This window comes from Flaviflexus sp., assembly GCF_041440645.1.
In the GTDB taxonomy this organism is placed as follows: domain Bacteria; phylum Actinomycetota; class Actinomycetes; order Actinomycetales; family Actinomycetaceae; genus Flaviflexus.
Genome location: NZ_JASDVN010000023.1, coordinates 15,865 through 28,206, shown reverse-complemented (window position 1 = coordinate 28,206; position 12,342 = coordinate 15,865). Strand labels below are relative to the sequence as shown.

The window sequence follows — 12,342 nt, the reverse complement described above, 5'->3', positions numbered from 1 at the left end:
CTCGAGGCCTCCGATGACCTCATGGCGAACCTCCGCACAGAAACAAAGGTGCGTGGCACAACCGACCCCGAGGTCGTTCGTCAGATCCTTCGCGAACAGCTTCTTGCGCTCGTTGACCCCACTCTCGATCGTTCTCTCGACACCACTCCCGGTGTTGGTGAGGACGGCAACCACCACCCCGCAACCGTCCTCGTTGTTGGCGTGAACGGCACCGGCAAGACCACGACGATCGGCAAGCTCGCCCGCGTCCTCGTGGCTGAAGGCCAGAGCGTCGTCCTCGGCGCAGCAGACACGTTCCGTGCCGCAGCGGCCGACCAGCTCGCCACCTGGGGCGAACGCGTCGGAGTCGATGTGGTTCGCTCCGAGGTTGAGGGCGCAGACCCCGCCTCCGTCGCATTCGAGGCAGTCGCCACCGGCCGCCGCCACAACGCCGATGTTGTTGTCGTTGATACTGCCGGTCGCCTTCAGAACAAGGCCGGCCTCATGGACGAGCTTGGCAAGATCAAGCGAGTCATGGAGAAGCAGGCTCCCGTCCGCGAGGTCCTCCTCGTCATCGATGCAACCACAGGTCAGAACGCCATGTCCCAGGCCAAGGTGTTCTCCGAGGTTGTTGGTATCACCGGCATCGTCCTCACCAAGCTGGACGGCACCGCCAAGGGCGGCATCGTCATCAATGTGCAGCGCACCCTTGGTGTCCCCGTTAAGTTCGTTGGACTCGGCGAAGGCGCAGACGACCTTGCACCGTTCGACGCTGAAGGATTCGTTGACGCCCTGCTGTCCTAAGGGCCGGTCAGCACACAGGCGAAACCACTCCAGTGAAGCCTCGCCCCCTGGGCGGGGCTTCACTGTGTTCATCCCCAAATCGCTTGGTCAATGTCGACTGTGGTATCAGCTTCGAGTATCGAGTCGATTCCAGCTTTCTGCTCCGGTGGACTCCTGCTGAGGAACGATGCTCATGCGGGAGGCGTGACGATCTGGAAGAGATCTGTTGCATGGAGGAGGCGTGACTCTCGCGGAAAGCCCCAGGACTCAGTAAGGGGCGTGATGCTCTGGGAGACAAGGGCCGTTTCTTGAGGTGCTCTCGGGGCGGGGATTGATTAGGCTGAGGTGGAGAAATTAGGAGCCGCGTCGAGGACGATGCGGGAGAAAGGTTCCATCATGGAAATTGCAGTCGTTGGATCAAACAACGTTGACCTCATTACATACATTGAACGGATGCCGAAGATTGGCGAGACCCTTGAAGCACCCGAGTTCGAGATGGGTTGCGGTGGTAAGGGAGCCAACCAGGCCGTTGCCGCGTCGCGCCTCGGAGCCGAGGTTCGCATGATCACCCGCGTAGGTAACGACATCTTTGCCGCCAACACCGTCAAGAATTTTGAGGACAACGGAATCGACACCGAGTGGGTCATGGAGACTGAGGCGTCCTCCGGTGTGGCGCCGATCTTCGTCGATCAGGACTCCAACAACTCGATCGTCATCGTCAAGGGCGCCAATGGCCTGCTCACCCCCGAGGACGTTGCGAACGCTGCCGATGTCATCGCGGAGTGCAAACTTCTCGTTCTTCAGCTCGAGATCCCGCTCGAGACCGTCTACGCCGCCATCGATGTTGCTGTCGAGCGTGGGGTTCCGGTTCTCCTCAACCCTGCACCTGCAGATACTCGACTCGATCCCGAGTACGTTGCCAAGTGCACCTACTTCGTTCCCAACGAGACGGAGCTGTCTCTGCTCGCAGGCAAGGATGTCGAGGAGCTCGATGAGATTCGCGAGGCAGGCAAGAAAATCCTGGCCGAATCGAATCTGGAGAACCTCATTGTCACCCTCGGTTCCCGCGGCAGTCTGTGGCTGACGAAGGACGACGATGTTCTCGTTGATTCCCTCCAGGTCGATGCCGTGGACTCGACCGGTGCGGGTGATGCCTTCATCGGGTGCTTCGCAACCCGGATCGTCAAGGGCGATGATGTCCCGACCGCACTCGAGACCGCATCCCGCTACGCCGCGAACTCCGTGACCAAGCGCGGCACGCAGTACTCGTACGCAACGGCCGAAGAGTTCGAGGCATGGAAGCCGTAGGCACCTCACGGTCCGTCATCTGACGTCGGTACGTGGCGGGGGTAGTGGAAGCGACTCCGCTACCCCTTTGCTTCTGTCGGTAGAATGGTGCCTACCGTTCGGCGTGCTGAGTTCGAGGCCACGGGTGGTCGGGTAGTGAAAGGACACCGGAAACGGCTACCCTTAACGAAGTCAAAGGAATAGGAAGACTGTGTTTGATTCACTTTCTGATCGGATAACTGGCTCATTTAAGCAGTTGCGCGGCAAGGGCCGCCTCTCCGAAGCGGATGTTGATGCCAGCATCCGGGAGATCCGACGTGCCCTGCTGGAAGCTGACGTTGCCCTGCCCGTGGTTCGGCAGTTCACCGCATCGGTTCGTGAAAAGGCAGTCTCTGCCATCGCCTCCCAGGCGCTCAACCCTGCTCAGCAGGTCATTAAGATCGTTAACGATGAGCTCATCGAGATCCTCGGTGGCGAGTCGAGGGAACTGAACTTCGCATCCTCCCCGCCAACGATCATCATGCTCGCTGGCCTCCAGGGTGCAGGTAAGACCACACTCGCGGGTAAGCTCGGCAAGTGGCTGAAGGAGGAGAAGGGCAACAAGGTCCTCCTCGTTGCTTCCGACCTCCAGCGCCCCAACGCTGTCAACCAGCTTCAGATCGTTGGTGAGCGCGCCGGAGTCGACGTGTTCGCGCCCGAGCCGGGCAACGGCGTTGGTGACCCGGTCCAGGTTGCTCGCGACGGTCTCGCCCACGCGAAGGCATTCTTCTACAACGTTGTCATTGTTGACACCGCGGGACGCCTCGGTATCGACGAAGAAATGATGGAGCAGGCACGCAACATTCGCGATGCTGTGCGCCCGGACGAGACGCTCTTCGTTCTCGACGCCATGATCGGTCAGGACGCCGTCCAGACCTCCATCGCGTTCCGCGATGGTGTTGGCTTCACCGGCGTTGTGCTTTCCAAGCTTGATGGTGATGCTCGCGGTGGTGCAGCCCTGTCGGTCCGCGGCGTGACCGGCGTTCCCGTGCTCTTCGCGTCCACCGGTGAGAAGCTCGAGGACTTCGAACGCTTCCATGCTGATCGCATGGCCTCCCGCATCCTCGACATGGGTGACGTCCTCACCCTGATCGAGCAGGCCCAGAAGGCCTACGACGAGGAAGAGGCTGAAGAGCTCGCTGAGAAGATGGCGGGCGGCACGTTCACGCTCGACGACTTCCTGGCTCAGCTCCAGCAGGTCCGCAAGATGGGCTCCATGAAGAAGATGCTGGGCATGATGCCCGGTATGGGGCAGTTCCGCGAACAGCTCGAGAACTTCGACGAGCGTGAAGTGGACCGGGTCGAGGCCATGATCCGTTCCATGACGCCCCAGGAGCGTCGTGATCCCAAGATCCTCAACGGTTCCCGCCGCCTGCGTATCGCCAACGGTTCCGGCACCACGGTGCAGGAAGTCAACGGCCTCATGGATCGCTTCGAGAAGGCGAAGATCATGATGCAGCAGATGTCCCGCGGCGGTGGCGCCCCGGGCATGGGCTCCCTCCCAGGCATGGGCAAGCGCGCCAAGGCGCGCCAGCAGCCCGCGAAGAAGAAGGGGAACTCCGGCTCCAAGAAGGGCCGTTCGGGTAACCCCGCGAAGCGCGCACAGCAGGAGCGCGAGGCGGCCCAGAAGAAGGCGAACCAGCCCAAGGGTTCAGCATTCGGCGTTTCCCAGAACAACAATGACGACACCCCGGATCTCAACGAGCTCGCGAAGTTCCTCCGATGATCCACCTGACAGGGCCAGTGATCACGGGCACCGGGATTCACCCCGAGGCCTGGATCGTTGGTGGTCGCATCACGTACGTGAAGCCGGAGGGCACGCCCTCGCAGACCATAGGCGGTACGGCCCTGCCCGGACTCATGGACGTGCACTGCCACATCGGTCTCGGTTCGGATATCTTTGTGGATCGGGAGACCGCGCTTGCTCAGGCACGCACTGTTCTCGATAGCGGCGTGACCCTTGCTCGCGATCTCGGCACCCCGGGTGACATGACGTGGATTGACACGGAAGAGGACGTCCCCACCATCATCCACTGCGGTCGGCACATTGCCCGTCCCAAGAGGTACCTGCGCGGCATTGCCCGGGAGATCGAACCGGCGGAGCTTCCACAGGTCGTTGCTGAGGAGGCACGCGCCGCATCCGGCTGGGTCAAGCTCGTTGGCGACTGGATCGACCGGAGCGGGGGAGCGGACTCCGACCTTGCGCCCCTGTGGCCCAGGGAGATCCTCGTGGAGGCTGTTCAGGCTGCGCACGAGAACGGAGCCAAGGTCGCCGTTCACACGTTCGCAACTGAAACGATTGACGATCTGCTTGTGGCGGGCGTGGACGACATCGAGCACGGGACGGGCATGACTTCCGATCAGATGACGGAGGTGGCGAAGCGAGGGATTCTCGTGACACCCACCGCGAACCAGGTCGCGACATTCATCGATATCGCCAACCACGCCGGCACCAAGTACCCGGTCTACGGGAAGCGGATGAGGGAGATGTACGAGAACCGTAAGGAGCACATGGCTGCCATGGCGGACGCCGGCATCAGCCTCCTCATGGGTTCCGACTCCGGTAGCACCCTTGGTTTTGGCACGCTGCCCACCGAGCTTCTCACCTGCATCGACGCCGGCATTCCAGCCGAGACGGTCATCGCGGCCGCCTCGTGGGAGGGTCGGGCAAGGCTTGGCTTCGACGCGCTACCCGAGGGCGGCGTAGCCGATCTCGTGGTCTATGCAGAAGATCCGCGAACGAATCCAGAGGTTCTCTTGAACCCTACGGCTGTTGTTCTCGGTGGCAGGGTCCGCTAGATCCTGAGGGTGGTGCCGCGGCTTGTTGCTCGTCGTCCGTGAGTGATGCCACGAAGCGGACTCCCCGTATTACTTGGGTTGATGGCGCAGATCTGGCACAATTAAACGCTGTACCCGTCGCGTTTTCGGCCCCTCTCACCGATTCGTGACGTGTCCCGGAGACCGGGAGTCTTGGTCCCCACCTAGAAACCCGCAATCCACAACTCAGAACCAGGAGTGACCACACAAGTGGCAGTTAAGATTCGTTTGAAGCGCATGGGCAAGATCCATGCGCCGTTTTACCGTGTAGTCGTCGTCGATGCTCGCAAGAAGCGTGACGGACGCGTCATCGAGGAGATCGGCAAGTACGATCCCCTCCAGAACCCGTCGCTGATCGAGATCGACTCCGAGCGTGCACAGTACTGGCTTTCCGTTGGTGCACAGCCGTCGGACGCAGTCCGTCGTCAGCTCCACATCACCGGTGACTGGGCCAAGTTCCGTGGCAAGGGCAACACCGAGGGTGTTCTCGAGGTCAAGGAAGTTTCCGACGAGGAGAAGGCACAGGCACGCGCCGCCGCAATCGCCGCCGTTCAGGACGAGGCTGAGAAGCAGCGCGCCGCCAAGGCAGAGGCAAAGGTTGCCGCTGAGGCCGAGGCAGTAGCAGATGCTGCTGAGTCCACAGACGCTGAGGGTGCAGCCGAAGCAGAAGCTCCCGCTGAGGACGCCTAATGTTGGCTGATGTTCTCGAGCACCTCGTGCGCGGCATTGTCGATAATCCCGACGATGTTCGTGTCGACTCGAAGCGCGGTAGGCGCGGGGAGACCCTCGAGGTCCGAGTCAACCCTGACGACCTGGGTCGTGTCATTGGCCGTTCCGGCCGTACGGCACGCGCTCTGCGCTCCGTCATGTCAGCTCTTGTCGCACGCGGATCCGTTCGCGTCGATGTCGTCGAAACCGATCAGGCCTAAGTAGCTCAGTCGAGACGAAGTTGAGGGGTGCCGGCCCGTTTCTTAACGTGCGGGCACCTTCTTGTACCCTGGGAAAGTGCAGTTACGAGTAGCAGTCATCGGCCAACCTCACGGCCTCAAGGGCGAGGTGCGCCTCGATGTTCGAACCGATGCCCCCGAGAAGCGGCTGAGTGTCGGTTCTGTCTTGGAGACCGACCCGGCCGAGGCGGGCCCCCTGACGATCAAGAGGCACCGCACCTACAAGGATTCCTGGTTCGTTCTGTTCGAGGAAGTAAACGACCGGACCGCGGCCGAGTCCCTCCGCGGAGTCTCTCTTGTCATCGAGACCGACGAGGAAGAGGACCGGGATGATGATGGCTGGTACCGCCACGAGCTCGTTGGGCTCGAGGCCCTCGATCCCGATGGGTACACCCTCGGCACCGTGACCGGTCTGGAGAACATGCCCGGGCACGACCTACTCGTCGTTGAGGAACCGGATGGTCGGGTTGTGCGGGTGCCGTTCGTGGAGGCCATCGTCACCGAGGTTGACATCGACGACAACTGCGTCGTCATCGACGCTCCTCCCGGACTGTTCTCCGAAGACGAGATGATCATTTCCGAAGAGACGGAATAGCATGAGATTCGATATTTTCTCTGTCTTCCCTTCCTACCTGAACTCCCTGCAGCTCTCTCTTGTTGGCAAGGCAACCGAGGCGGGCGCGATCGACATTCGCGTCCACGATCTGCGGGACTGGACGAGCGACAGGCACCGCACCGTGGACGACACCCCGGTCGGCGGTGGCGCCGGCATGGTCATGAGGGCCGACATCTGGGGCAACGCCCTCGACACCGCCTTCGAATCAGACCTGGGAGTGGAGAACCCCCGCCGCATCCTCGCGATCCCCACGCCTGCCGGTCACCCGCTGACGCAGGAAATCTGCGTGGATCTCGCTGAGCGGTGCGACCAGATCGTCATCGCCTGCGGCAGGTACGAGGGTATCGATTCCCGCGTGGCCAGCCACTACGACAACCACGACGATATCGAGGTGTTCGAGTTCAGCCTCGGCGACTACGTGCTGAACGGTGGGGAGGTTGCGGCTCTCGCCCTCGTTGAGGCCGTTGCTCGCCTCGTTCCCGGTGTCATCGGCAACCCCGATTCCCTCGTTGAGGAATCCCACGGGAGTGCCGGCCTGCTCGAGTACCCAAACTACACGAGGCCCCTCGATTGGCGTGGCGAGTCGGTGCCCCCGATCCTCACCTCGGGTGATCATGGGCGGGTCGCGAGGTGGCGGAGGGACGAGGCACTTCGCAAGACAGCGTTGCGCCGGCCCGACATGATTGCTGCCCTCGAGGCCGTCGACCTGGATCGCCGCGACCGTGCGGTGCTGGGTCAGCACGGCTGGTACTGGCCGAAGCATCCCGAGGTCGGTGCCCACCCGGTCAAGCCGGTCACCGAACTCCCGACGGGCGGGGCCTCAGGCTACAGCGAGCTGGCGAGGAGGACCTTCCCGGATGCGTGCCCGGACTACATGTCGAAGGACGACATTGAGCTGTTCATGGATGCGAACCTCAGTCCCGACATGTTCCGCACGTACCTCTCCTCAGACTCGTGGGTTCTCGTGGGCGTACGCGACCCGAAGGGCAATCTGATCGCCTACTCTCTCAGCCTCGTTCCGCAGGAGGATGGGGTTGCGGGGGAGACGGAGGGTGCCCCCAGTGACGCCGTGCTGTCCGCTGGGGAACGCCAGGGGCCGCTCATTGAGCTGTCGAAGTTCTACCTGGATCGGCCGTGGAGGGGGTCGGGTATTGCTGGTCTGCTCATGACCGCAACACTGGAGGAGCTCGCGGCCCGGACGAAGGAATGGCCTCGGCCCTACCTGTGGCTCGGAACCAACAGGGGAAACAAGCGCGCCAAGGCTCTCTATACCAAGCTCGGATTCGAGAAGGTCGGGACCCGCGAATTCACCGTTGGTGAGCAGAATAACGACGACATTGTTATGGCGCGAACGCTAGATGTGACATACTAGAACGCGCTGATCACTCGCTGACACAGTACGCAGGACCTGCCGCAGGGGGATGCGTATCGGCGAGAAATATTCATCTTCGGCAGCCCAGCTGCCCCGATAATCGCTTGTGACCTGCGCGCACGAGTGGGAATAGAAGAAAAATGCATCATCTCGATATTGTTGATACCAAGTCCCTCAAGTCGGACATTCCCGAGTTCCGTGCGGGCGACACCGTTCGCGTCAACGTGAACATCATTGAAGGCAACCGTTCCCGTGTTCAGGCCTTCCAGGGTGTTGTCATTGCTCGTCGTGGTGACGGCATTCGCGCAACCTTCACCGTCCGCAAGGTGTCCTTCGGTGTTGGTGTTGAGCGTACGTTCCCGCTCCACGCTCCGACCGTTGACTCTATTGAGGTCATCTCCCGCGGCCGTGTTCGTCGCGCGAAGCTCTACTACCTGCGCGATCGCCACGGCAAGGCTGCCAAGATCCGTGAGAAGCGTAACGACAACAAGTAAGCGTAAAAAGACGGCCCGCCGGTTCGCCCGGCGGGTCTTCTCTGTATCTGCCCTATTATGGTGAGGGAAGAAAAACCAGGAGAGGTCATGGCTGAGGACGAGATCCACGAAGAAATGCCGCCGAGCTATGCCCCTGGCTCAAGCCCGCAGGAAGCGGGAGCCGACGCACCCGCGCAGAAGAAGTCGGGGTGGAAGTCGTACCTGCTGGAGATGGTGGGAATCATCGCCTTCGCGCTTGTCGTTTCCGTCCTCATCAAGACCTTCCTCTTTCAGGCGTTCTACATTCCCTCCTCCTCGATGATGAACACGCTCGAGGTGGGGGACAGGATCATTGTCAACAAGCTTGCGAACGACGAGGACGATATTCACCGCGGCGATGTCGTGGTGTTCGTCGATCCGGGCGGCTGGCTCGACAATCAGTCCGAGCCGAATCGTTCCGCGTTCATGGACACCATCTACAACGTCGGCGAGACCATTGGCCTGCTGCCGAAGGATTCGGGCCAGCATCTCGTCAAGAGAGTGATTGGTGTCGGCGGGGACGAAGTCGCCTGCTGTAGCGAGGGCGGCGAGATCATGGTGAACGGCGTCGCCATCGAGGAGCCGTACGTGCGTCCCGGAACCATCCCGTCGGCCATGGAATTCCGCGTTATCGTCCCGGACGGTCACGTCTGGGTCATGGGTGACAACCGCTCCAACTCCGAGGACTCGAGGGCGCACATGGGTTCGCCCGGTGGCGGCTTCGTGCCCGTGGACAACATTGAGGGCCGCGTTGCCCTCATCATGTACCCCTTCTCTCGGGCCGGAGGCCTGGGCGACGCCTCGGAAGTATTCGCGGACGTCCCCGAGCTGTGATACTCGCAACCTCCGAGCTCGAACAATCGCTTCTGACGGAGATGTCGGCGGAGCTGGGCCGCCCCGCCATCCTGGTCGGCATGGACGAGGTTGGTCGAGGGGCTCTCGCCGGTCCCGTCGCCGTCGGCGCCGTACTCATTACGTCCGAGACGCCACCGCCACCCGTGGGTCTCGCCGACTCCAAGGTGCTCAGCCACAAGGCAAGGGAAGCGCTCGTCAGTCCCATACGAGCTTGGGCACCGGGCGGCGTCGGGTACGGTTCCGTCGACACGATCAATTCCCGGGGGATCAAGGCCGGACTCAAAGAGGCGGGCATGGCGGCCCTCGCGCAGCTCCCACGCAAGCCCGATCTCGTGCTCCTCGACGGATCCTTCAATTGGCTCTCGGGGCCCGATCTGTTCGACACGGACCTGCCGCCCGTGCGGACCATCGTCAAGGGCGACCTGCAGTGCACGATCATCGCGGCCGCATCCATTCTCGCTAAGGTCGAACGCGACGGCCTCATGGCCCGGTTGGATGGCTCAGACAGCTATAGTTGGAAGTCGAATAAGGGCTATGCCTCGCCAGCCCACGTCGATGCTCTCGCCCAACTCGGAGCGCATCGGCATCACCGTACGGCGTGGCATCTTCCAGGAGTAACACATGAGTGAATTGGAAAGCTTTGAAGGCGACATGGAGCTTGCGCTCTATCGCGAATACCGGGACGTTCTCGGACTGTTCCGATTCGTTGTGGAAACAGAGCGCCGCTTCTACCTCGCCAACGACGTTGATGTGAAGATCCGCTCCGCAGGCAACGGCGAGGTGTTCTTCGATGTAGCCCTGACAGACGCGTGGGTGTGGGATATTTACCGCACCACCCGGTTCGTTCGCTCCGTCCGCATCGTCACCTTCAAGGACGTCAACGTCGAGGAGCTCAACAAGTCCGACATCACGAAGGACCTGGGGCTCGACAAGCCCTAACTCCTGAACTTCATCCGGCCCGTCCCCAGAAGGCGGGCCGGTTTCATTGTCCCGCAGGCAGTCTCCCGCGCCACCAGAAGCATGGTGCAATGGCGACCATGGTGGCGGAAAGGCGGGACGTGATGAAACTTGAGGGGCAGCGCGCGGCGCGGGCGATATGGTCGTACTTGGTGGAACCAGGTGATCCGCCGCCACCGCTGGACGATGCGGAACGTGCCCTCGAGGACCTGCGGACAAGACCGGCCACCACCACCCAGGCGGCGCGGTGGAGGACTCGCCTCGACGGCCTCAGTCAGGACATCCTGAGCGGCAACTTCCCGACCGATGCTGGGTTCGTCATGCCGGGGGATGAGCACTGGCCGGTCGCCCTCGATGATCTCGGTGAGATCAGACCGATTGGTTTGTGGGTCAAGGGATCGCCCAAGGTCCTGACCCACCCCGCAATCTCCGTCGTCGGTGCCCGGGCCGCAACCTCGTACGGAGTGGAGGTTGCCGGGTCCCTGGGGAGGGACCTGTCCACCAGCCACGTCCTTGTCTCGGGTGGCGCCTACGGCATTGACGCCGCGGTGCATCGCGCGGTTCTCGCTGGGCTTGGTAGGACGATCGTGGTGCTGGCCGGGGGAGTGGACCGCGCCTACCCGGCGGCACACCGTGAGCTCTTCGAGGCGGTCACCATCTCGGGTGGTGCTGTCATCTCCGAACAGCCACCGGGGGCCACTCCCGCCCGTCACAGGTTCCTCTCCCGCAACCGGATCATCGCGGCTCTCGGGCAGGTCACCGTCGTTGTCGAGGCCGGCATAAGATCCGGGGCTCTCGCCACGGCACGGAGGGCTGCCGAACTTGGCCGTGACGTTGGTGCGGTCCCGGGGCCGGTCACGTCGGCTCTGAGTGCGGGAACGAACCAGCTCCTGCGCGACTACGGGATTTGCGTGACCGGAGCCGACGATGTGCGCGAGCTTCTAGGAACCATCGGTCCCGACGCTCTACCGATCGTTCCCGAGTCAAACTACGACAGGTTGCGGGAACGGGAGAAGAGGGTGTGGAACGCTCTCGCTCCCGCCGTTGTCGCCACGCTACCGGCTGTTGCGAGAGAGGCGGGACTGTCTGCGAGCGAGACCGTGTCCTCCCTCGAGTTCCTCAAGTCGATCGGGCTTGCCCGCTCGATCGCTGGCCGGTGGATTAGAGTAATGGCATGAGTTCGCTAGCCCTCACATCGCTCCTCGATGCCTATCGCCGTGAACTCTCCGTGCGCCGCGGGCTCTCTGACCACACGGTCTCCGGCTACCTATCGGACGCACGAAGCCTCCTGAACTACCTTGCCGCCCTCGTCGGCATGGAGCTGACCGAGGCGACGACGGCATCCGACCTGGGCCTGGACGGCCTGGAGCTGGATGATCTCCGGTCCTGGCTTGGCAGCCAGCAACGCGCGGGATCCTCGCGTTCGTCCCTTGCGCGCCGATCCGCAGCCATCAAGTCCTTCACGGCGTGGCTGACGGAGCGCGGCGTCACAGAACGCGACGCTGGGGCGCGACTCGCCAGCCCAACACCGGATTCGCGGCTCCCGCACGTGCTGTCCGCGGACGACGCGAGCAGACTGCTCAACTACTCTCGTGACGTCGCAGAGGACGGGAACAAGTCGAAGATCCGAAATTGGGCCGCCTGCGAACTTCTGTACTCGAGTGCCCTGCGAGTCAGCGAGTTGACAGGCCTCAATCAGGCCGATGTTGAAGGCGACACCGTCCGCGTCTTCGGCAAGGGCAGTACTGAGCGGATTGTGCCGCTCGGAGTTCCCGCGCAGGAGGCGTTGGCCGCCTACCTCGATGTTCGGCACCTGTTCCTGGTCAGCCCGACTGACGCGCTGTTCCTCGGGGACAGGGGAGGCCGGCTTGACCCCCGCACGCTGCGGGGTATCCTGCACAGGCTGAGCGCCGCCGCAGGCGTTTCCGACACGGCACCTCACGATCTGCGGCACTCCGCGGCCACCCACATGCTTGAGGGTGGGTCCGACTTGAGGGCCGTCCAGGAGTTCCTGGGGCACCGTTCTTTGGGTACGACCCAGCGGTACACGCACGTGTCCCCGGATCGCCTCCGGCAGGCATTCGGGCAGGCACATCCGCGGGCCTAGCTGGTAGCGTTCCGTCCGATGGATAGCCAAGCACGTACCTGTTGATTCGCTAATGAGTTGTGGGGGGGGGG

14 protein-coding genes are annotated in these 12,342 nt (G+C 62.5%); all 14 read left to right on the top strand.

Annotation, left to right across the window (positions count from 1 at the left end):
- A partial coding sequence (gene ftsY, locus QMB98_RS03205) for a signal recognition particle-docking protein FtsY (RefSeq protein ID WP_371684204.1) occupies positions 1-783 on the top strand: 783 nt, incomplete at its 5' end.
- Between the two features lie 375 nt (positions 784-1,158).
- Positions 1,159-2,070 carry a ribokinase gene (gene rbsK, locus QMB98_RS03200; RefSeq protein ID WP_371684203.1) on the top strand — a complete coding sequence of 304 codons (912 nt, stop codon included), beginning with the start codon at positions 1,159-1,161 and terminating at the stop codon, positions 2,068-2,070.
- Between the two features lie 190 nt (positions 2,071-2,260).
- Positions 2,261-3,814: a signal recognition particle protein gene (gene ffh, locus QMB98_RS03195; protein ID WP_371684202.1), complete on the top strand. Its 1,554-nt coding sequence runs from the start codon at positions 2,261-2,263 to the stop codon at positions 3,812-3,814.
- Entirely contained in the window at positions 3,811-4,887 is a 1,077-nt protein-coding gene (locus QMB98_RS03190; protein WP_371684201.1) for an amidohydrolase family protein, read from the top strand. Before ffh ends, QMB98_RS03190 begins: the two co-directional genes overlap by 4 nt.
- A gap of 228 nt (positions 4,888-5,115) precedes the next feature.
- Positions 5,116-5,595 carry a 30S ribosomal protein S16 gene (gene rpsP, locus QMB98_RS03185; RefSeq protein ID WP_371684200.1) on the top strand — a complete coding sequence of 160 codons (480 nt, stop codon included), beginning with the start codon at positions 5,116-5,118 and terminating at the stop codon, positions 5,593-5,595.
- Positions 5,595-5,834 (top strand): RNA-binding protein, encoded by a 240-nt coding sequence (locus QMB98_RS03180; RefSeq protein WP_054952084.1) that lies wholly within the window; start codon positions 5,595-5,597, stop codon positions 5,832-5,834. The genes rpsP and QMB98_RS03180 overlap by 1 nt, the downstream gene beginning before the upstream one ends.
- A gap of 76 nt (positions 5,835-5,910) precedes the next feature.
- Positions 5,911-6,447 carry a ribosome maturation factor RimM gene (gene rimM / locus QMB98_RS03175; protein ID WP_371684198.1) on the top strand — a complete coding sequence of 179 codons (537 nt, stop codon included), beginning with the start codon at positions 5,911-5,913 and terminating at the stop codon, positions 6,445-6,447.
- Between the two features lies 1 nt (position 6,448).
- Complete coding sequence (gene trmD / locus QMB98_RS03170) at positions 6,449-7,840, top strand: tRNA (guanosine(37)-N1)-methyltransferase TrmD (RefSeq protein ID WP_371684197.1); 1,392 nt, start codon at positions 6,449-6,451, stop codon at positions 7,838-7,840.
- Positions 7,841-7,980: 140 nt separating this feature from the next.
- On the top strand, positions 7,981-8,334 hold the full coding sequence (gene rplS, locus QMB98_RS03165) for a 50S ribosomal protein L19 (RefSeq protein WP_371684196.1): 354 nt from the start codon (positions 7,981-7,983) through the stop codon (positions 8,332-8,334).
- Between the two features lie 87 nt (positions 8,335-8,421).
- A complete protein-coding gene (gene lepB, locus QMB98_RS03160; protein ID WP_371684195.1) occupies positions 8,422-9,186 on the top strand; it encodes a signal peptidase I in 765 nt (254 codons plus the stop codon).
- Complete coding sequence (locus tag QMB98_RS03155; RefSeq protein WP_371684194.1) at positions 9,183-9,836, top strand: ribonuclease HII; 654 nt, start codon at positions 9,183-9,185, stop codon at positions 9,834-9,836. The genes lepB and QMB98_RS03155 overlap by 4 nt, the downstream gene beginning before the upstream one ends.
- Positions 9,829-10,146, top strand: a complete 318-nt coding sequence (locus QMB98_RS03150; protein ID WP_371684193.1) for a DUF2469 domain-containing protein — start codon at positions 9,829-9,831, stop codon at positions 10,144-10,146. The genes QMB98_RS03155 and QMB98_RS03150 overlap by 8 nt, the downstream gene beginning before the upstream one ends.
- Positions 10,147-10,268: 122 nt before the next feature.
- Positions 10,269-11,342, top strand: coding sequence for a DNA-processing protein DprA (dprA, locus tag QMB98_RS03145; protein WP_371684207.1), 1,074 nt, complete (start codon positions 10,269-10,271; stop codon positions 11,340-11,342).
- Positions 11,339-12,271: a tyrosine-type recombinase/integrase gene (locus QMB98_RS03140; RefSeq protein ID WP_371684192.1), complete on the top strand. Its 933-nt coding sequence runs from the start codon at positions 11,339-11,341 to the stop codon at positions 12,269-12,271. The genes dprA and QMB98_RS03140 overlap by 4 nt, the downstream gene beginning before the upstream one ends.
- The last annotated feature ends 71 nt before the right edge of the window (positions 12,272-12,342 follow it).

Excerpts from the sequence above, each read along its gene's own strand:
- rbsK (WP_371684203.1), top strand. The coding sequence starts at position 1,159 with ATGGAAATTGCAGTCGTTGGATCAAACAACGTTGACCTCATTACATAC.
- QMB98_RS03190 (WP_371684201.1), top strand. The coding sequence starts at position 3,811 with ATGATCCACCTGACAGGGCCAGTGATCACGGGCACCGGGATTCACCCC.
- QMB98_RS03180 (WP_054952084.1), top strand. The coding sequence starts at position 5,595 with ATGTTGGCTGATGTTCTCGAGCACCTCGTGCGCGGCATTGTCGATAAT.
- trmD (WP_371684197.1), top strand. The coding sequence starts at position 6,449 with ATGAGATTCGATATTTTCTCTGTCTTCCCTTCCTACCTGAACTCCCTG.
- rplS (WP_371684196.1), top strand. The coding sequence starts at position 7,981 with ATGCATCATCTCGATATTGTTGATACCAAGTCCCTCAAGTCGGACATT.
- lepB (WP_371684195.1), top strand. The coding sequence starts at position 8,422 with ATGGCTGAGGACGAGATCCACGAAGAAATGCCGCCGAGCTATGCCCCT.
- QMB98_RS03150 (WP_371684193.1), top strand. The coding sequence starts at position 9,829 with ATGAGTGAATTGGAAAGCTTTGAAGGCGACATGGAGCTTGCGCTCTAT.
- dprA (WP_371684207.1), top strand. The coding sequence starts at position 10,269 with ATGAAACTTGAGGGGCAGCGCGCGGCGCGGGCGATATGGTCGTACTTG.
- QMB98_RS03140 (WP_371684192.1), top strand. The coding sequence starts at position 11,339 with ATGAGTTCGCTAGCCCTCACATCGCTCCTCGATGCCTATCGCCGTGAA.